At 57.7% G+C, this 19,180-nt stretch carries 21 protein-coding genes and 1 tRNA gene; 10 read left to right on the top strand and 12 right to left on the bottom strand.

All coding sequences use genetic code 11. The features are described from left to right. Positions 1 to 828, bottom strand: coding sequence for a type I methionyl aminopeptidase (gene map, locus E1297_RS25870; RefSeq protein WP_155143379.1), 828 nt, complete (start codon positions 826 to 828; stop codon positions 1 to 3). A gap of 184 nt (positions 829 to 1,012) precedes the next feature. On the opposite strand from map, the gene E1297_RS25865 reads away from it, so the two are divergent. Next, a tRNA-Leu gene (locus E1297_RS25865) sits at positions 1,013 to 1,097 on the top strand. A gap of 33 nt (positions 1,098 to 1,130) precedes the next feature. Here the strand turns inward: E1297_RS25865 and E1297_RS25860 are convergent. After that, positions 1,131 to 3,314 carry an EAL domain-containing protein gene (locus E1297_RS25860; RefSeq protein ID WP_155143378.1) on the bottom strand — a complete coding sequence of 728 codons (2,184 nt, stop codon included), beginning with the start codon at positions 3,312 to 3,314 and terminating at the stop codon, positions 1,131 to 1,133. 425 nt (positions 3,315 to 3,739) lie between these two features. On the opposite strand from E1297_RS25860, the gene E1297_RS25855 reads away from it, so the two are divergent. Together E1297_RS25855 and sfsA are read left to right on the top strand one after the other, a co-directional pair. Then, the gene (locus E1297_RS25855; protein WP_155143409.1) at positions 3,740 to 5,164 is read left to right on the top strand and encodes a TrkH family potassium uptake protein; all 1,425 of its coding nucleotides are present in this window, start codon (positions 3,740 to 3,742) and stop codon (positions 5,162 to 5,164) included. A gap of 33 nt (positions 5,165 to 5,197) precedes the next feature. Further along, entirely contained in the window at positions 5,198 to 5,902 is a 705-nt protein-coding gene (gene sfsA, locus E1297_RS25850) for a DNA/RNA nuclease SfsA (RefSeq protein ID WP_155143377.1), read from the top strand. Here the strand turns inward: sfsA and E1297_RS25845 are convergent. The 5 genes from E1297_RS25845 to E1297_RS25825 all read right to left on the bottom strand — a co-directional run bounded on the left by E1297_RS25845 (position 5,886) and on the right by E1297_RS25825 (position 9,655). Then, the gene (locus E1297_RS25845) at positions 5,886 to 6,599 is read right to left on the bottom strand and encodes a L,D-transpeptidase (RefSeq protein WP_155143376.1); all 714 of its coding nucleotides are present in this window, start codon (positions 6,597 to 6,599) and stop codon (positions 5,886 to 5,888) included. The two genes, sfsA and E1297_RS25845, sit on opposite strands and share 17 nt — an antisense overlap. Positions 6,600 to 6,839: 240 nt before the next feature. Next, positions 6,840 to 7,349, bottom strand: coding sequence for a xanthine phosphoribosyltransferase (gene gpt / locus E1297_RS25840; RefSeq protein ID WP_155143375.1), 510 nt, complete (start codon positions 7,347 to 7,349; stop codon positions 6,840 to 6,842). A 23-nt stretch (positions 7,350 to 7,372) separates the two neighbouring features. Continuing rightward, positions 7,373 to 8,116 carry a molybdopterin-binding protein gene (locus tag E1297_RS25835; protein WP_155143374.1) on the bottom strand — a complete coding sequence of 248 codons (744 nt, stop codon included), beginning with the start codon at positions 8,114 to 8,116 and terminating at the stop codon, positions 7,373 to 7,375. 84 nt (positions 8,117 to 8,200) lie between these two features. Further along, a complete protein-coding gene (locus E1297_RS25830; protein ID WP_155143373.1) occupies positions 8,201 to 9,397 on the bottom strand; it encodes an FAD-dependent monooxygenase in 1,197 nt (398 codons plus the stop codon). Between the two features lie 12 nt (positions 9,398 to 9,409). Then, positions 9,410 to 9,655, bottom strand: a complete 246-nt coding sequence (locus E1297_RS25825; protein ID WP_155143372.1) for a zinc-finger domain-containing protein — start codon at positions 9,653 to 9,655, stop codon at positions 9,410 to 9,412. Positions 9,656 to 9,879: 224 nt separating this feature from the next. Here E1297_RS25825 and E1297_RS25820 point away from each other — a divergent pair, with 224 nt between their 5' ends. Together E1297_RS25820 and E1297_RS25815 are read left to right on the top strand one after the other, a co-directional pair. Then, complete coding sequence (locus E1297_RS25820; protein WP_155143371.1) at positions 9,880 to 10,632, top strand: alpha/beta fold hydrolase; 753 nt, start codon at positions 9,880 to 9,882, stop codon at positions 10,630 to 10,632. Beyond that, positions 10,632 to 11,534 carry an alpha/beta fold hydrolase gene (locus E1297_RS25815; RefSeq protein ID WP_155143370.1) on the top strand — a complete coding sequence of 301 codons (903 nt, stop codon included), beginning with the start codon at positions 10,632 to 10,634 and terminating at the stop codon, positions 11,532 to 11,534. Before E1297_RS25820 ends, E1297_RS25815 begins: the two co-directional genes overlap by 1 nt. A gap of 49 nt (positions 11,535 to 11,583) precedes the next feature. Here the strand turns inward: E1297_RS25815 and E1297_RS25810 are convergent, their stop codons facing one another. Further along, positions 11,584 to 12,402, bottom strand: a complete 819-nt coding sequence (locus E1297_RS25810; RefSeq protein ID WP_209016000.1) for an enoyl-CoA hydratase — start codon at positions 12,400 to 12,402, stop codon at positions 11,584 to 11,586. 134 nt (positions 12,403 to 12,536) lie between these two features. On the opposite strand from E1297_RS25810, the gene cysE reads away from it, so the two are divergent. The 3 genes from cysE (at position 12,537) to E1297_RS25795 (ending at position 14,529) form a co-directional block, all read left to right on the top strand. Then, positions 12,537 to 13,388 (top strand): serine O-acetyltransferase, encoded by an 852-nt coding sequence (cysE, locus tag E1297_RS25805; RefSeq protein ID WP_155143368.1) that lies wholly within the window; start codon positions 12,537 to 12,539, stop codon positions 13,386 to 13,388. 97 nt (positions 13,389 to 13,485) lie between these two features. Next, positions 13,486 to 13,701 (top strand): DUF3126 family protein, encoded by a 216-nt coding sequence (locus E1297_RS25800; protein ID WP_155143367.1) that lies wholly within the window; start codon positions 13,486 to 13,488, stop codon positions 13,699 to 13,701. Between the two features lie 300 nt (positions 13,702 to 14,001). Then, positions 14,002 to 14,529, top strand: coding sequence for a gamma carbonic anhydrase family protein (locus E1297_RS25795; RefSeq protein ID WP_155143366.1), 528 nt, complete (start codon positions 14,002 to 14,004; stop codon positions 14,527 to 14,529). A 121-nt stretch (positions 14,530 to 14,650) separates the two neighbouring features. Here the strand turns inward: E1297_RS25795 and E1297_RS25790 are convergent, their stop codons facing one another. The 3 genes from E1297_RS25790 to E1297_RS25780 all read right to left on the bottom strand — a co-directional run bounded on the left by E1297_RS25790 (position 14,651) and on the right by E1297_RS25780 (position 16,861). After that, positions 14,651 to 15,280, bottom strand: coding sequence for a transglutaminase-like cysteine peptidase (locus tag E1297_RS25790; protein WP_209015999.1), 630 nt, complete (start codon positions 15,278 to 15,280; stop codon positions 14,651 to 14,653). Between the two features lie 197 nt (positions 15,281 to 15,477). Beyond that, positions 15,478 to 16,080 (bottom strand): PilZ domain-containing protein, encoded by a 603-nt coding sequence (locus E1297_RS25785; protein ID WP_196223410.1) that lies wholly within the window; start codon positions 16,078 to 16,080, stop codon positions 15,478 to 15,480. A gap of 133 nt (positions 16,081 to 16,213) precedes the next feature. Then, positions 16,214 to 16,861, bottom strand: a complete 648-nt coding sequence (locus E1297_RS25780; protein ID WP_155143364.1) for a PAS domain-containing protein — start codon at positions 16,859 to 16,861, stop codon at positions 16,214 to 16,216. Positions 16,862 to 17,364: 503 nt separating this feature from the next. Between E1297_RS25780 and E1297_RS25775 the strand changes: the two genes are divergently transcribed. Together E1297_RS25775 and E1297_RS25770 are read left to right on the top strand one after the other, a co-directional pair. After that, positions 17,365 to 18,132, top strand: a complete 768-nt coding sequence (locus E1297_RS25775; RefSeq protein ID WP_155143363.1) for a rhomboid family intramembrane serine protease — start codon at positions 17,365 to 17,367, stop codon at positions 18,130 to 18,132. Positions 18,133 to 18,205: 73 nt separating this feature from the next. After that, a complete protein-coding gene (locus tag E1297_RS25770) occupies positions 18,206 to 18,637 on the top strand; it encodes a CBS domain-containing protein (RefSeq protein ID WP_155143362.1) in 432 nt (143 codons plus the stop codon). Between the two features lie 60 nt (positions 18,638 to 18,697). On the opposite strand, the gene hisI is transcribed toward E1297_RS25770, so the two are convergent. Then, the gene (gene hisI, locus E1297_RS25765) at positions 18,698 to 19,153 is read right to left on the bottom strand and encodes a phosphoribosyl-AMP cyclohydrolase (RefSeq protein WP_368669678.1); all 456 of its coding nucleotides are present in this window, start codon (positions 19,151 to 19,153) and stop codon (positions 18,698 to 18,700) included. Between the last annotated feature and the right edge of the window lie 27 nt (positions 19,154 to 19,180).

The raw sequence follows: 19,180 nt of genomic DNA, 5'->3' as shown, positions 1-19,180 counted from the left end.
TTATCCGCCTGTGACCGGGTTCATGATCCCCTTTGGGGACAGGGTGAAAATTTCGCAGCCTTCCGGCGTGATGCCGATCGAATGCTCGAACTGCGCAGAGAGCGAGCGGTCGCGTGTCACCGCAGTCCAGCCGTCGCTCAGGACCTTGACGTGCGGCCGGCCGAGATTGACCATCGGTTCAATGGTGAAAATCATGCCGGGCTTGAGCTCGACGCCTTCGCCGGGGCGGCCATAGTGAAGAATGTTCGGGGTGTCATGGAACAACCGGCCAACGCCGTGCCCGCAGAAATCGCGCACGACGGAGCAGCGTTCCGCCTCCACATAGGCCTGAATGGCGGCACCGATATCGCCGGTCGTGTTTCCAGGCTTTGCAGCCTCAATGCCGCGCATGAGCGACTCATACGTCACGTCGATCAGCCGCTCGGCCGCACGCTTGATAGTGCCGACCGCATACATCCGGCTCGAATCGCCGTGCCAGCCATCCAGAATGTAGGTGACATCGATATTGACGATATCGCCTTCGCGCAGCGGTTTGTCGTTGGGGATTCCGTGGCACACGACATGATTGATCGATGTGCAGGAGGATTTCGTGTATCCGCGATAATTCAGCGTTGCCGGAACGGCATTGTGCTTCATCCCGAAGTCATAGACGAAATCATCGATTTCCTGCGTGGTAACGCCCGGTTTGACCATGCCGGCCAGTTCATCAAGGCAACGGGCGGTCAGGTTTCCGGCCGCAAGCATTCCTGCAAAGTCGTCCGGGCCATAGATCCGGACCTGACCAGTGTTCTTCAGCGGGGCCTCTGCGGCATCAATATAGGTGACCATGTCGGGTGTCGAAACTCACTTGTCGGCGCGTCTTCAAGGTATCGCGCGCGGAAACCATTTTCCATGACATACTGAAGTGTCCGGCGGATTTCCAGAGGGGGTGACCGGGGTTTGAGCCATCTGATGTGAAAACATCCATTGCCGTCTTGCAGTTTGCCGCTGCTTTGGATAGGCAGGATCGAAAGCGGACGTGGCGAAACTGGTAGACGCAAGGGACTTAAAATCCCTCGACTTCGGTCATACGGGTTCGAGTCCCGTCGTCCGCACCAAGTGTCTTCTGGTTGCGCGTGATCATGACCGTATCAGCCTGCTGTCTGGAGATGGCGGGATCTGAAGGCCGGGGCAAGTTTGGCAATCTGTTCCATCAGCGCGGGGACCTGATCGGCCGCAACCGGTTCGCCGAAATAGAAGCCCTGGACGCCGTCGCAGCCCAGTTCCCGGACCAGCGAGACCTCATCCGCCTCCTCGGCACCTTCCGCAATCACCTTCAGGCCCAGTGTATGGGCCAAATTGACCATCCCTTTCAGGACTTTCGCCTTGTTGATGTCGAGGCTTACCCCGGAGACGAATGCCCGGTCGATCTTGAGCTGGCCGAATGGCAGGTGGTTCAGATAGCTGAGGGAGGAATAACCCGACCCAAAGTCGTCAAGTGCGAGCAGAACACCCTGGGCGCGGATGTTGCGCAGGACGTCGAGAACCCTGCTCTCGTCATGGCCGACGAAAGCGCTCTCGGTCACTTCAAGGCAGAGATATTGCGAGGGAAGATCGTAAGAATCGAGACAGGAGCGGACAATCTGCTCGAATCTTGGTTGCCAAAGCTGGATTGGTGACACGTTGACGGCCACATAATCGAACTCCAAACCCTGGTTGGCCCAAGCGCGCGCCTGCTTGCAACTCTGGCCAAGCATCCAGTTGCCGAGTTCCACGATGAGGCCGGTTTTTTCAGCAATCGGGATAAAGTCCAAAGGCTCGATGTATTTTCCGTCGATTTGCCAGCGGACGAGCGCTTCGAATCCCTTGAGCCGCATCCGGCGGAGGCAGATTTGCGGTTGAAAGTGAAGGGTCAGGGCGTTTGAGCGGATCGCATCGCGCAGCATACTTTCAAGAGTGACTTCCAGTTGCGCCTTGGCATTCAGTTCTTCGGAAAAGAAAGTAAGGTTGCCGGTGACCGACCTTTTTGCTGCGCGCAGGGCAATCCCGGTCTTGCGATGGGCCGTTTCCGCGTCCTCTGCGTCATCCGGGATCAAGGTGATGCCGATCGCAGGTGATACATGGACATCGGCCTCCGGCAGCACGATTGGTTGGGCAAGCAGCTTGAGAGCATTGCGGGCTCCCTGGGCCGGGGTGTCATCTGCTTTTCGAAATGACAGGAGAACGCAAAAGTCATCGCCGGAGAGCCGGTAAACCTTTGTGCCGGGTCCGAACGCTTCAGAAAGTCGCTTTGCGGTCTGGACGAGAACCTTGTCGCCAAGCGTTTGCCCGAAAACGTCATTCACCTTCGAGAAGCCGTCCAGATCTATGTGGGCGAGTGCGGTCTTGACGCCTGAAACCGGTTTGGCAAATACCGCATCAAGGTCATGCAGATACTTTGCCCTGTTGCCGAATCCGGTAATTGGATCGGTGTAGGCGAGATGTTCGAGACGTTCCCGCAGATCGACAACTTTCGCCAGCCCCTGCGCGAGGCGGCCAACTTCGTCCCTGCGATCCGTGTAAGGGGGGGCGCCGGGTGTTTCGCCGGCAGCCACGGAATTTGCGAACCGCGCCAAACGCCGGACAGGCGACATTTCCCGGCGGATGAGAATGATCCCGAGAAACGCGATGACCCCAAGGATGCCGATGGTGGCAATCAGCATTTTGGCTTGGAGGTTCCGTTCCGCCAGCCTGAGGTCGTCGGCCCAGCCGACATCAACGGCAAGGGCACCGGCGAGGCTTTGTTTCGGCCCGATGATCGGTGTGAGATAGGCAAGCCGTTGCCGGCCCATCACGGGGACCTCGCCGACATACATGACACCGTGGGCCAGACTGTTGTAAGCCGGGTGTCCCGATGAGATCGACATGGGCGGCGGCATGGATCCGTCCGGCTTGCGGAATGTGGTTGCGAACCGGTCGAAAGCCCGTGTGCCGGGATTGTAGCGAAAGAGATTGGCCGCGCCCTGGTTCGCGTTTCCGATTTCGCGGAGCAGGCGATCATACCCGTCGCTGTAAACCAGAATTTTTGCGGGGTCGCCGTGTTGCAATTCGATGCTGACCGGTCTGCCGGTCGCGTCCGGCAAGACCACGAAAAGACCTGCATGGCTTTTGCTGAGCAATGCTGCTGCGGTTCGGCCCGCCCGGTCGACCCGGATCTTTGCGTTTTCTTCAGTCGTATCGGACAGCTCTTCGTAACCCAGCCCTGACATGAACACGATGGAAATGGTCGCGACCGCAACAAGAATCGCCGTGACGCGAAATGCAAGCGAGTTCAGATAGCTGGGCTTTTTGATCATATCCGTGAGAATACTCCACGCCGACTATCGACCGAAACGTGTATGGTGATCTCTTAGTTTAGCAAAAATTTACTATTTCCGGGACCAAATAATCGTTTTCGGTTGCAAAGTTAAGCAGAATACGGGACTGGTCACAATGAAATATGTTAACATTGATATTTATATCGGTGTTAACATCACGCTTGTTTTGTCGTGCCCTTTTTACGGATTTATTCAGTAAACATCTTGTCCCGTGCGCCAGGTCTCACCAGGACACGATCAATCCTGACCGGACTGAGCGGTGCCGGGCAGAGCGGGCGCGTTGTAGTTTTGGAATGACCGGTCTCCGGCATTGGAAATCCGGATGAAACAGTTTAGGACGAACGAAAGTTTACTGACTTGGTCACTGTTGAAAGCGCCTGCATTTGATTTCCATTCGCCCTGTCCTGAACGTTCTCGGATTTTTGTATGTCGGTCTGGCGACCGCCATGCTGATTCCGGCGATTGTCGATGTTGCCCAAAAGAACGCGGATTGGCAGGCTTTTGTATTCTCCGCACTTTTGACAGGCCTTATCGGCATGTTGCTGAGCATCGCCGCGGGCGGAGCGCTGGAAAAGGGGCTCGATACCCGGCAGACATTTATTCTGACAACCCTTTCCTGGGCATCTTTGCCGGCGTTTGGGGCCTTGCCGTTCCTTTGGCTCGGCGTGGGATACGCCGATGCCGTATTCGAGGCCGTATCCGGATTTACGACAACCGGGGCGACCGTGCTGACCGGCCTTGACGGATTGCCGCCGGGGTTGCTCGTCTGGCGTTCCATGTTGCAGTGGATGGGGGGCGTCGGCATCATCGTCATGGCGATCGTCCTCTTGCCGTTTCTGCGCATTGGCGGGATGCAGCTGTTTCAAAGCGAAAATTCCGACAGGTCCGAGAAGATCGTCAGCCGGTCGGTGGAGCTCATCCGTCTGATCGGGATGGCCTATCTGTTGATGACCTTTCTCTGCATGTTGGCCTATGTGATCTCCGGAATGAAGCTTTTCGACGCTGTAAACCATGCGTTGACCACGATTTCGACCGGTGGCTATTCCACGCATGACGCTTCGTTCGGCTATTTTACCAATCCTGCCTCGGGCTGGGTTGCCGTGTTTTTCATGGTGGCCGGTGCGATGCCCTTTGTTTTGCTGATCCAGGCACTGAGAGGACAGCCGTTGTTGCTGTGGCGGGATCCGCAAGTCCGGGCACTGCTGGGCTTCCTCGCGCTGGTCTCGCTGGGATTGACCGTCTATCTCGGTGCGAAAATGCAGTTTCCGTTCGATGAAGCGCTGCTGAGGGCGACATTCAATGTTGTTTCCATCGTGACCGGCACGGGCTACGCCTATGGCGACTACACGCAGTGGGGCGCTCCGGTGGTTGGCATGGCATTGCTGCTCAAGTTTGTCGGTGGTTGCACCGGTTCGACGACAGGCGGTATCAAGATCTTCCGGTTTCTGGTGTTTTTCGGTACGGTCCGGGCGCATTTGCGCCGGATGGTGCGCCCGAACCGGGTCATGTCAGAAGAATATGGCGGCACGCGGCTCACGCCCGAGCTGTCGTTTTCGGTTCTGGCCTTTCTTGTGGTCTATCTCGGCTCCGTTGGCATGATCACGCTGGCGCTGTCGTTCTTTAATCTCGATCTCGTGACAGCGGTTTCGGCGGCGGCATCGTCGGTCGGAAATGTCGGCCCCGGGTTGGGGCCGATTATCGGGCCGGCCGGAAACTATTCGACGCTTCCTGAAGGTGCCAAGTGGCTGTTGTCCTTTGCCATGCTGCTGGGGCGTCTGGAGCTGTTCACCGTGCTGGTGCTTCTGGACCCGGACTTCTGGTCGAAGTAGCGAGTTTGAATCCAAGCAAACATTGAGGTTCTTATGAAACTGCCCCGTCCATTGGTCAGCGGCCGGCTGGTCAAGCGCTACAAGCGGTTCCTGGCGGACGTCATCCTTGACGAGGACGGGGCCGAGGTCACCGCACATTGCGCCAATCCTGGCTCCATGTTGGGGCTCAAGGAGCCAGGCTCAAGGGTCTGGTTGTCGGTGTCGGACAATCCCAAGCGGAAACTGAAGTTTTCCTGGGAGATCATGGAGGCTGACGGTGCGCTCGTGGGGATCAATACGGCGCATCCCAACAAGCTTGTTGAAGAAGCCTTGCACGCAGGCCTGATTGAACAGCTTTCCGGCTTTTCGAACCTTCGCCGGGAAGTGAAATACGGCAAGAACTCGAGGGTCGATATCCTGTTGGAGTTTGCCGGCCAGTCTTCAATCTATGCCGAAGTGAAGAACGTGCACCTTATGCGGCATGCCGGTCTTGCGGAGTTTCCGGATTCGGTGACAGCGCGTGGCGCAAAGCATCTGGCTGAATTGTCGGACATGGTGCGCGAAGGCCACCGGGCGGCGATGGTTTTTCTGGTGCAGAGACCGGATTGTGACCGCCTGTCGTTGGCCCGCGATATCGATCCGGCTTACGCGGCGGCTTTTGCTGATGCCAAAGCCGCCGGGGTCGAGGCCTATGCGATCGGGTGTAGCGTCACAACTGACGCGATCACGGCGGATCGATCGGTTATGCTGCAGGAGTAAACCCGCTGGCGACTTCGACGTCCTGCCGGACAACAATCCGCGAGTTGTTGGGCACCCGGTTGTACAGGTCGATAATGTCCTGCTGCAGCAGACGGACGCAGCCGGACGATACTGCCTTGCCGATTGACCAATCCTCGCTGGTGCCATGCACCCTGTAGAGGGTGTCCTTGTTGCCTTCAAAAATGTAAAGCGCGCGGGCTCCCAGAGGGTTTTCGAGCCCCGGAGGCATCCCGTTCCGCCACTTTGCGGTTTCGGGCTGGCGGGCGATCATTTCGGCCGGGGGCGTCCAGGTCGGCCATTCGCGCTTGTAGGCAATTCTGGCTGATCCGCCCCAGGTAAATCCGGCACGCCCAATCCCGATGCCGTAGCGCATGGCTTTGCCACTCTCCATCTGCAGATAGAGGAAGCGATTCGGCGTATCGACCACAATAGTGCCTGCGGGTTCACCAGTGTCATAGTCGACAAGCTGACGATAGTAGACCGGGTCGATCTTGCTCAGATTGACAGCGGGGATCGGGAATTTTTCTTCCGGCATTGCCCGGTACATATAGAGATACTCGGGGGAAATGCGTTGAACTGCGGGCTGTTCCACCGGGATTGCAGCCGGGCCATTCGGCAGTCTGCGGGAAATGGAGGAAGAGCAGCCCGCGAGCAAAGCGGCGGAAGCTGACAGAAAGAAGGTACGGCGCGAAAGCATACTTGGCCTTGGACAGTTGCTCTTGAAATCAAGGTATCGATGGGATCTTGACCGGGGCTGAACCGGTCAAAAAAGCCGGCCACGTTTCCGCGGCCGGTTCGTCCCTGATATCTTTACAAATGCGCCGGAAAAGCGGCGGTTCCATCACGATCAGCAGTGCAGGGCTTAAAAGTGAGCCGCAAATCCAGACCTGTTGCCTTCCCGCCACGGACATGCCGCAGCGGGAACAAGACATAAGTCTTAACCGCGTGTGTCCTTGTTGAGCGGCGGCTGGAACTGCCAACCCATGTCCCATGGGAAATAGATCCAGGTGTCCTGGGAGACTTCGGTGATGAATGTATCCACCATCGGGCAACCGACCGGCTTTGCATAAACGGTCGCAAAATGGGCCTTTGGCAACATTTCGCGCACCACCTTCACGGTCTTCCCCGTGTCGACAAGGTCGTCGATCACCAGAACGCCGCTGCCTTCGCCGTCCTTCAGGTCGACGACGGCCGGATCAACCGGCTTGATGACTTCAAGCTGGCCCTGGCTTTCGTAGTCGTGATAGGAGGCGATGCAGACGGTTTCGATGGTGCGGATGCCGAGTTCACGGGCAACGATTGCTGCGGGTACCAGGCCGCCCCGGGTGATGCAGACGATCGCCTTCCAGTCGCCCTGGCCGGACAGCCGCCATGCCAAGGCACGGGCGTCGCGGTGAAACATGTCCCAGGAGACGGGAAAGGCTTTGTTTTCTGGTGCGGTTTCCATTCAGGTGAATTCCTTGTCTTTTGTCAGCCGGTAACGTTTCGAATTGCAGTTTCGACGGCGGCTGTTGCTTTGAGAAGAATGTCCTCATCCCTTGCGCGAATGACGATCTGCGTCGTGAAACGCCCGTCATAGACGCGTGGATAGGAGCCGATCAGGGTCTGGGGATAGCTGTCCTGGATCTCGCGGATTTGGTCGGCGAGCCGGCTTTCCGGAACCTGTGCGTCGACCGATCTCGACAGCATCTTTTTGCCCGTTGTCAGGGTGGGGCCGATGGAATCCATCATGGCCTGCATGATCGCCGGAACGCCCGCCATCACATGGACATTTTCGATGCGAAACCCCGGCGCCTTTGACACCGGGTTCAGGATCAGGTCCGCGCCTTGCGGGATGCGGGCCATGCGCAAGCGCGCCGGCGTCAGCTGCCCGGGAGGATAGTGGGTTTCAAGAATTGCCCTTGCGCGCGGATCGACATCAATTGGAACGCCAAATGCGGCTGCGATGCTGTCGGCGGTGATATCATCGTGGGTCGGGCCGATGCCCCCGGATGTGAACACATACCTGTATTTCATCCGCAAGGCGTTGACCGCTTCGACAATTTCCGGCTGCTCGTCGGGAACGACACGCACTTCCTTCAGATCAATGCCAACAGCCGTCAAATAGCCGGAAACAAACCCGATGTTTTGATCCTTGGTCCGTCCGGACAGGATTTCATCGCCGATTACCAAAAATGCAGCCGTCACGATGTCGTCTGCTGTGTCATCTGGCATGGCGTGTCTCCCGGACCTTGATTGGAGCAAGCGTTTAGCCCAGCTGACTTCGCGGCTCAAGTCCAAGCGGAAGAGACAAGACGCCTAAATTGCAGGCTTCCAGCGATAGATCCAGTCCATCCGGCTTTGCAAATGGCTGTTCGGCATGAAACGCAGAAACGCGTTGCGTCCCGCAGCAAGCGGGCCTCGCATGTGATAGATGGTGCCGTTTTTCTCCGCCTGTTTTTGCACCCTAGCAACGCGAGGGCGCCGCAGGGCTTGATACCTTGCAAGGGCTTCGGGAACCGGCATGGTCCTGTCCGCCAGCAACAGGCCCAAAACAGCTGCGTCTTCAATGGCCATGGCGGCACCTTGCGCGGCGAAGGGAAGCATCGCGTGCGCCGCATCGCCGATCAGGGCAATCCGGTTATGGACCCAAGGTCCATTCGCGTCCACACCGCACAGCGCCCATTTGGTCCAGGCTTCGGGAAGTTTCAGCAGGTCAAGTGCATCCGGGTGCCAGCCCTCGAAATGCGGGGCAAGGTCCTGATGGCGGGCAGGGGCGGACCAGACTTCCCCGGTCCAGTCTTCGTCGACAAGCGCAACGATGTTGAACTCGCGCCGGGCCCGGACGGGATACAGTACCAGGTGAGCCCCGGCCCCGAGCCACAAGCCGCTGAAACGCATCAGCTCCGGAGGCAGCAGTTCGGCAGGCACCGTTGCCCGATAGGCTGTCCGCCCGGTGAAGAGCGCTTGCTTGTGACCCGGCACGAGCAAGCGGCTTTGTGACCACACCCCGTCGGCCGCGATCAAGGCCTGTCCGGCAATGGTTTGCGTGGATAAAGAGGTGCTGATCTCACAAGCAATCTGATCCGGTGTCTGCTGAACATCGCGGATTTCGGAGGCGATCACCAGAGTGATGCCGGGTGTCTGCCTTATTCTGCTTAACAGCGCGCCTTGCAGGTCAGCGCGGTGAACAACCCAGTATGGTGCGCCGTAGTGTTCTTCGAAAGACGAACCATAGACAAACTGGCAAAGCTGCCGCCCGGACCGGCCCGAGCGGATCCGGAGCGCTTCCGGTGCAACCGCATACGGCTCCAGATCGTCAAGAACGCCCAGGTTTTTGAGAACGTGGCACGCATTCGGGGACAATTGCAGCCCGGCACCAACCTCGGTCAGTTCCGGCGCGCGCTCGACCAGAACCACCTCATGCCCTGCAGCCTGCAGGGCCAGGGCTGACGTCATGCCGGCAATGCCCGCGCCAGCAATTATGACCGGCGCGTCCGTTGTGTCTTGTGGCATTCAGTCGCCAGCTTAAGCAGCTTCAGGCGTGAATGTGCAGTCGCCTGGGGAAGATTCGTGAGGCTTCAGGGTTTGATCGTACTTGTAGAGCGTCGAGCAGTAGGGGCACACAATCTCGGTCTCGTCGCCCATATCAAGGAACACATGCGGATGATCAAACGGAGGATTGGCGCCAATGCACATGAATTCCCTTGCGCCGATCGCGACAGAGTCGTGGCCGCTGGTGTTCTGGAAATGCGGGACGAAGTGATCCGCCATGGCTCGAGGCCCTTCTGTTCTCGTTCTAGTCGCGGCGGACAATAGCCAGTGTTTGCTCAAAAGTGTAGAGGGGCAGCGTGAAGTTTCACCTGCCATTTCCACTTGCGCCCAAGGTCTAAGGGCACCTGCCGGGAACAGCCGGTTCCGGTCTTTACCCCGCTGTCCGGAGCGAATAAGCTCGCAGCAACAAAATCTACCGTTTACGTAAAAGTTAGGTAATATGTATGCCGCAGTTTCAGATGGATGGTGTCGATCTGGCATATCTCGACGAAGGCGAGGGTGATCCGATCCTGCTTATCCATGGATTTGCGTCCAACAAGATGGTGAATTGGTCCTATCCCGGTTGGGTGGATGTTCTGGTCAAGGATGGCCGGCGGGTGATAGCGATCGACAATCGCGGTCATGGCGAAAGCTCAAAATTCCATGATCCGGCAGCTTATGGCGCGCCGATCATGGCCGAGGATGCACGGCGCCTGCTTGATCATCTGAATCTGGAACGCGTTGATGTCATGGGCTATTCCATGGGCGCGCGGATTTCTGCATTCCTGACACTGAACCATGCGGACCGGGTCCGGTCGGTGGTTTTCGGAGGGCTGGGATACGGCATGGTCACCGGCGTGGGGGATCCCGAGCCGATCGCCAGCGCGCTGGAGGCGGACAGTCTCAAGACGGTTACGGATCGCACTGGCCGCGCCTTCAGGGCCTTTGCCGAACAGACCAAGTCCGATCGCGCGGCGCTGGCCGCCTGCATGCGGTCATCAAGACAAAAAATCTCCGAGAGCGATGTTGCGCGGATCAACCGCCCGGCTCTGATTGCGGTCGGAACGAAGGACGATATTGCAGGGTCTCCGCAGAAGCTGGCCGCGCTGATGCAAAATGCCAAGGTACTGGAGATCCCGGGACGCGATCACATGGTTGCGGTCGGAGACAAGGTCTACAAGCAAGGTGTTCTGGAGTTTTTGGCGGAGGTGGATTGATGATACGCGAGCGTCTGACGTTCACGGGGGCTGAGGCAAACGATCTGGTGGCTGACCGGTTCGGGTCTGCCGGGCAGCCTGTCTTGTTGTTGCACGGCGGAGGACAGACACGTCACTCGTGGGATGCGGCTGCAGAACGGATTGCGGCGCTCGGACATATCGTCTACGTCGCCGATCAGCGCGGACATGGTGAGAGTGCGTGGGTCGCGTCTGAAAAATACAGCTTCAATGATTTTGCTCAGGATCTTGTCGGCATGAGCAAAGCCATCAAGGCCCGCGACGGTGCTGCGCCGGTTCTGGTCGGGGCGTCTCTTGGCGGCCTTGCCGCGATGCTGGCCGAAGGCGCATTGGCTCCGGGCTGCCTGTCTGCTCTTGTTCTGGTCGACATCACGCCGCGTATGGATATGAGCGGCGTCGAGCGCATTCTGGGGTTCATGAGTGCAAACATGAGCGACGGTTTTGCCAATGTCGAGGCGGCGGCAGATGCGATTTCGCTGTATCTGCCGAACCGCAAACGGCCGAAGGATCTCTCGGGCCTTTCAAAGAATCTCCGGTTGCATGAAGACGGGCGCTACAGGTGGCATTGGGATCCGGCATTCCTGTCTGCCAAGAACAAGGCCGATGATGAAGCCCGTACGCGGATCCAGGAAGAAATACTCGCGGCGGCCGCAAACCTGTCATTGCCGGTGTTGCTGGTCCGGGGCCAGAATTCGGAACTGGTCTCCATGTCCCATGCCGAAGAGTTTCTGGAACTGGTGCCGCATGCCCGGTTCGTCGACGTCCGGGATGCCGGTCACATGGTTGCAGGCGACAAGAATGACGTCTTTGCCGCGGCAGTTGAGGAATTCCTGGCTGATCTGTTTGTGGCCGGGGGCAAGGCAAACGCTGTAACAACGCCATAGCCATCCGGAGCCCATCAACGGCTGACGGGCCGCCGCGGTTTTGCTGCCGTCAGCAGCCCTTGAAGACCGGGACTCTCTTGTCTTTGAAAGCAGCACGGCCTTCGGCAAAGTCGCGGCTGGCAAAACATGCATCGGCTGCGTTGCCTGCCTGTGTCTTCAAGCCGGGCTCGGCTCCTGCTTCCAGCGCATTGATGGCAAGTTTTGCGGCTTGCAGCGTCAAGGGCGCATTTCGCGCGATTTGAACGCAAAGCTGCTCGACATGGCTTTCCAGCGCCTCGGGCGCCACGACCTCATCCACAAGTCCGAACGTCATCGCCTTGTCCGCATCGATCATTCCGGCCGTGAAAAGAAGGCGCTTGGCGTGTGAGGAGCCGGTTGCAGCGACAATGTCGGCGATGCCATCGGGTGGGTAAGCAAGTCCCAACCTGCCGGCAGGAATGGCAAACCGCGCGGTTTCGTCGCAAATCCGGAGGTCGCAGGCGGCAATCAGTCCGACGCCGCCGCCAAGGCAATGGCCCCGGATCATGGCGATTGTCGGATGCTTGAAGCGCTTGACCGCTCGAAAGGCCGCGAGATTGACCGCATCATAGTTGGCGGCTTTGGCCGCGTCTGATCGGGTTTCGTCAAACTCCGAGATATCGGCGCCGGCGGAAAACGCTTCCGGCCCACTGCCGCTCAAGACAAGTATCCTTATGTCCGGCTCTTGCTCCAATTTTTTCAAGGTGCCTGGCAAGTCTTGCCACATTTTCAGGGTCAGTGCGTTCTTGCGGTCAGGGTTGCGGATTTCCAGAAAGGCGACGGGGCCGGAAACACGCGTATGAAAACCGGAATACTGGCCGGATAGGCTGTTGATATCGGATGGGGACACGAGACGCTCCAGTGGGGGCTAGATTAAGAGCGACAAAACCAGTTCGGGTTGCGTGCTGCAAGTTTGACTTTGGAATTATGTGCTGCCCGGCCTATGTTAGTCGAAATTGAGTTTCAGGTTTTAAGGAGCCACAGATGGCCAATCCTACGAGAGCGGAAAACGCGGCCTCCCTGGCACAACATGATCCGGTCTGGCGGCAGCTGCGGGAAGAGGCAAGGGCCATGGTGACGTCCGAGCCCGCTCTGGCATCTTTTGTTTATGAGACTGTTCTGAACCACGAGACCCTGGAAGAAGCCGTCGTGCACAGGCTTGGGGATCGCCTCGGCCGTGATGTCGTATCTGCGTCCCTCGTTCGCCAGACCTATCTCGAAGCACTGGCTGACGAGCCGCAACTGGGCGAGATCTTCCGGGTCGATATTGTGGCTGTTTTCGATCGCGATCCCGCATGCGACCGTTTCCTTGAGCCCGTTCTTTATTTCAAGGGCTTTCATGCCTTGCAAACGCAACGCCTGACCCATTGGCTCTGGCGCCAGGGGCGCAAGGACTTTGCGCTCTATCTGCAGAGCCGGTCATCGGAGGTGTTTCAGGTCGATATTCATCCGGCCGTCCCGATGGGGCGCGGCATCTTCATCGACCATGGGACGGGTGTCGTCGTCGGCGAGACCGCGGTCATTGAAGATGACGTGTCGATCCTGCAAGGCGTGACGCTCGGAGGAACCGGTAAGGAAGACGGTGACCGTCACCCGAAAATCCGGCATGGCGTCCTGCTGGGTGCGGGGGCAAAGGTGCTTGGCAATCTCGAAATTGGCCATTGCAGCCGGATTGCTTCCGGCTCCGTTGTGTTGAACGAGGTTCCGGCGAACTCGACAGTTGCAGGTGTGCCCGCAAGGATCGTCGGCAAAGCCGGCTGCCGGGAACCCGCGCGGTCCATGAACCAGCTCATCGCGGCCTCCGAACCGGGTGCGTCACCGGTCTCCGAAGGGTAGGAAGCGGGGGAAATTTGCCCCTGACGGTTGGATTGTGAGCTGCGTGCTGTAGGGTCCGCACCAATCCCAAGGAACATGACCGACCAGGAGAGATGCTTTGAAAGCTGATGAAATCCGCAAGATTGATACCTACCTGAAGAAGCTGTTTGGCAATGACCGCCTTCAGGTGCGGGCGCGGCCGAAAAAGGACGATTCCGCTGAAGTCTATATCGGTGACGAGTTTATCGGTGTGATCTTCCGCGATGACGAGGACGAGGACCTCAGCTGGAACTTCCAGATGGCCATCCTCGAAATCGATCTCGAAGATGTCTGATCATTGACGACAGTAGAAAGCCCGCGTGATGCGGGCTTTTTTGTGTCGTCCGACATCCCGCAGACCCTGACATTTTGTGGGTTGCGTTTCCGGGCTGCCGGAGACGCGGTCTTGCACGGTGGCTGCAACAATTCGGGCGGATGGTAGGAGGCTGCCAGACCGAAGACCGGAAACGGTCTGACGGGATATTTTGAACTTGGCCGAACTGACAATGGTTTTTGTTGCAGGGGGCAAGCTAGCCTGCAGGTGCCCGAGGGCCCGTGGCCCGCGACAATCGAATTGCTGACCCAGGAGGCGACATTGCCGCTCTATTCCCTTGGAGATCTCACGCCGGTTCTGCCGGAAGACGCGCGGCACTGGATCGCTCCGTCGGCCGATGTCATCGGAAATGTCCGGCTGGACACCGATGCCAGTGTCTGGTTCGGGTCCATACTGCGCGGCGACAATGAGCTGATCCGTTTGGGAGCACGGTCCAACATTCAGGATGGCTGTGTGTGCCATACCGATCCGGGCTATCCACTGACCATCGGAACGGATTGCGTGATTGGCCACAAGGTGATCCTTCACGGCTGCACGGTTGGCGACAACAGCCTGGTCGGAATGGGGGCGACGATCTTGAACGGTGCGGTGATCGGCAGGAATTGCATCATCGGCGCCAATGCGCTTGTCGCGGAGGGCAAGGTGATCCCGGACAATTCTCTTGTTGTCGGGGTGCCGGGCAAGGTTGTCCGGTCCCTGGACGAACCGGCAGCGCAGGGCATCAAGGAGGCCGCCCGGCGTTATGTTCAAAACTGGCAGCGTTTCAAAACGAAACTTGCGGCCCTCTGACGGTCAACATGGTGCCTTGCAGGACAGCGCAGACGTTTCCAATAGCTGTTTGAGGGGGCTTTGAGAGAGCTTTGAGGGGGCAGGGACGGGTGGTCCGGATCATTGCCGTGAAGCGCTTCAGCTACCTGGTCCCCGACGTCTTGCCAAGGCTGCCGACGGTGGTGATGCGCGTATCCGCGATGCCGGTCCATGCAGACGGGACCGTCGCCGACTGGCGTTTGATGTAGCGGTAGGGGGTTGCATACCAAGGCAAGACTGCCTGCGCCTTGTTGTCCAGAATGAGATCTCCCAAACTGGTGCGAACGGTCAAAACCGCGTGTCCGGAATTGTCAAGGTCTTTTACGACAGTGATCAGCAGTGCACTGAGAGGCCACCCGGCTGCGACCAGGGCGCGCTGTTTTTCAAGAACGTATTCTTCGCAATCGCCAGCGCCCAGACTGGCGTAGGCCCAGAATTCCGGGCGCCCCCACAATTCGGCATCGGTCGTGGGTTCTATGCGCTGGTTGACGTGGCGGTTGATGGCGATGAGTTCGTCCCAGCGTTTTTGCGACAAGGGGACAATTTTCGGGACATCCGTTACTTGGTCACAGGCGGGCCGGTAATCGGCACAAAATTGTTGATGCCCGATCGGGGCATTCACGCTCTTGTCCATATGCATGAAGCGTTCAGGTGCGGCGTTGGCCGCCCCGGTCAATGCCAGGATGGCAAGGATGCTCGCTGAATGCGCTGCACGGCCTGGTATTGCGGTCACCGTCACGTCCTCCCAATGAGGACCCAAAATGCCACATGGTGCGCCTTGGTGCCACGACACCGGATATCAATTTGAAAACATGATTAATTCAAGCCGGGTTATACCTGTCTCTATTGCAAGTACTTGCCTTGATTGAATCTGCAAAAACACCTTGAGAAAGGCTCCTGCGGCTTTGAGTGGCTGAATTCTACGTGTTTTCAGGTGTGGCGATTGTCTTGGTCTTCAAATTCCGCGACGATCCCATGGTCCGTATGAAGTGTGACAACAGCACGCTTGCGGCCGATTGTGATGCGCTCGCCGAGCGCGAGCCTTTCACTTGTGGCGATGGTCACTGTCTGGAGTGACAGGTCCACGATTTGGCAATAATGCCTTTTTCCGTGGCTGTCGGCGACTTCCGTCATGGTTGGTGTGAAGGGGCTTTGTAGCGGAATGGCTGTCTCGGGCCAGATCGTTTCCCTGTCACCATCCAACTCGGACAGCCGGCTTGAAACCTGACCGCGATCTTCCGGGCCGGAGGAAAACGCCACAGCGAACCCACTGTCCAGAAGCCGGACAACCCGTCCTGTCAATGCAGGGAAGCCATCCAGAAAGACCGTGGCCGTCTCGCCCGTTTCCACCGGAACCGGTGAAACAAGAGCAGCGCCACTCGCTGACATGTCGACCACCTGACAGGGGTGATCGGATGCGGCTCCCAGTCTGAAACGTCCAAGAACACTGACTTTAACCCGTGGATCCCGGCGTTTCTCGTGTTTGAAGGACGTTTCGCCGTTCGCTTTTGAAAAGGCAATACTGTTGCTCATCCGACTTGTTCCACACACCAACACCGGGACTGGCAAGGAGCGGCTACACCCATCCGCCCCTGTCAGTATTTGTTCCAGTTTCCAAATATTGTTGAAATATACAATACCCTTTTCTTGAAGGGCGGGAATTTCATCACGCCTTGCCACCGGCATAAACGGTGAGATGTCCAACTTGCCGAACCGGACAAGGCGGCATGTGAGACGAAGAGGGGGTTGCCACGTCCTCTGACTTTTTGCGCGGGACGACCGGCGAGACAACAGTGTCGGAGCGCAGGTGATGCGGCCGCTCGTCTGGCCAGATCAGGCGCAGGCTGGTGATCGATTGTTTCAACAGGGGGTGCAGTCCCATCCAGTATGGCCGCGTCATCGGGCTGCAACATCCAAGAACCCGGACCCGGCCTTCACCGGGCACATTCAACGGCAACAGCAGCATCTCCATCGGCAGTTTCTGGTCATGTTCGGTGTGGCCGCAGACACCGATGACCGCCACGCCGGCATCTTCAGTGACAGCGGTAATCAGGCTTTCAAGGGCTTCGCGATCCTTTTCATTCCAGCCACGCAAAAATTTGCGTCCCTTGAGCTCCCTGCAGTGGGCAGAGCACAGACGGGTGCCGGCGAGGCGATACCTGACATCCCTGGCGGAAGACGATTCCAGTATGAACGTATCGCCCAACAACGCGCGAATCTGGCCGGGATCAATGTCGCTCCGGTCGGGCGAGGGGCGGAAGCCGCGCAGCTCGTCCCAATAGGTATAGAGGGTTCGTGTAACGCCGTTTTTCATTACTGTTCCCCAGATGTGCTGCGTCTGGTTCGCTCCGAAACAATACGTGGCTGTTTCAAAGCGGGACGCCGAAGCATTTCAAGCAAGTGACAGTTGTCTACGTTGCAGGGGATGTGCCAAATGCCTGATTGGTCAGTGCAATCACTAGAAGAAGCGATACTTGAGCGATTTTCAAATTGAAAAAGTATAATGTGCACAATTGATTAGAAATATGTATATTAAAAACAATTTAACGTGCTTCTTTCTCGCAATATGGGTAGATATTAATTCGGTTTTTTGCATTGTGAGATTTTATGACATATGTGGCGGTTAGATTCCCTTGAGGGTTTTGATTCGTTCGACGAAGATATAACAACTTACTTTTCGTCATCTTTTCCCGGTGGTCATGCTGCTTGCAAGCTGCTGAACGGTCTTGCCGGATTTGAATGGACTGGAAGCCGGTTCCGGCTTGTTTGAGCGCGGAGAAACCGTAAATGTGATGTGGGAGTAGAAAGGGTGCCCGCATGAATGTTTACGAATCTGGCCAGAAATCCGCTCCACCGCCGGCTCGCGCGCCTGCCTTCAATCTGCCCGGAGTGATTGTCTGGCTGTCGGCGATCCTGATCGCGATTCAGCTCATCCGGTCCTTTGTCTTGCCCCAAAATCTGGACAATGCCGTCCTCTTTTATTTTGCCTTTTGGCCGATCCGATATGAGCCGGGCGTTTTCATGAACGGTGGAACCCCCGGCGGGTTGCCTGCCGATATCTGGAGCTTTCTGACCTACAGCCTCCTGCATGGTGGCGCGATGCATATCTTCCTGAACCTGCTTTGGATGGCCATCTTTGGCAGCGCAGTGGCACGAAGATTTGGTACGTCACGATTTCTGATCCTGTCGGCGCTTTGTGCGATTGGCGGAGCAGTTCTTCATCTCTTCACACATTGGGGGGAAACGATTCCGATGATCGGGGCGTCAGCTGCGATTTCCGGACAAATGGCGGTCGCTGTCAGGTTCGTGTTCGAGTTGGGAGGGCCGCTCGGGGCGATCCGCCGGACGGATGCAGCCGCTTACCGCGTGCCGGCGATGCCGCTTGCTGTGTGCATGCGCAACAAGTCCGTGATCGGTTTTACAGCGGCGTGGTTCGCCCTCAATCTGTTTTTCGGTATCACGGGTGGTTCGGCGGGAACGTCGATTGCCTGGCAGGCGCATATTGGCGGGTTCCTGACAGGACTGGCATTGTTCCCGTTGCTGGATCCTGTGCCGCCGCGCGCGCCTTCGAGACCATTGCGTTGACGGGAAACTTTGCCATGATAGCCAAAGCGCGCGGCCGTCGCGCTCAATGAAAAGTCGCTAGAGGAGTTCTCAAATGTCAGTTGCCGCTATCTTGAATTCTAAGGGCAGGGACGTGATTGCAGAGCGCGGTGAAACGCTTCTTGGTGACGTGTGCAAGGTGCTGGGAAAGAACCGGATCGGTGCGATCCTCGTGACTGACCCGGAGGGGCACATTGAGGGTATCATTTCGGAACGCGATATCGTGCGGGCGATCGGAGAAAGCGGTACGGCCGCCTTGTCCGAGCCCGTGTCGAGGTTCATGACATCGAAGGTCGTCACTTGCGCCGAGGCAGACAGCATCAACGAAGTCATGGCAAAAATGACCGCGGGCCGGTTTCGTCACGTTCCCGTGTTAGAGGACGGCAAGGTTGCGGGCGTCATATCGATCGGCGATGTCGTCAAGCACAAGATTGCACAGGTCGAACATGAAGCCGAGCAAATGCGCCAGTACATTACGATGACCTGATGAACCGGTTTCTCGGGTCATCATGAAGCAAAACGGCCGCGAATGCGGCCGTTTTCAGTGCTATTTGCCGTAAATGTCAGCCGGATCGTAGACCTTGTCGGTCTCGGTCACGCTGAGCCGGATGTGTCCTTCGGCGCTGTGCCCGTCTACCTTCCGGTAAAAGCATGACCGGTACCCGACGTGACATGTCGCGCCGTTGCCGCCAACGCTGACTTTCAGGACGAGGGCGTCCTGATCACAATCGGTGAGGATTTCGTGTACCGTTTGCACCTGCCCCGACGTGCCGCCCTTTTTCCAGTACTCCTGGCGTGACCGGCTCCAGTACCAAGCTTCGCCCGTCTCGATCGTCCGGCGAAGCGCTTCGTCATTCATGTATCCGACCATGAGCACTTCGCGTGTATCAATGTCGGTCACGACAGCGGCGATAAGACCGTCGCTGTCGAATTTCGGCATCATCAGATTGCCGTTTTCAATTTCGGATTTGTCGCTTCGCTTTGCGAAACAGAGATCGCACACGGAAAATCGCCCCTGGTCGAAAGACGG

This window comes from Roseibium sp. RKSG952 (assembly GCF_009711355.1).
Note: the sequence above shows the minus strand (reverse complement) of the source record. Positions and strands in the feature narration are given on the sequence as shown.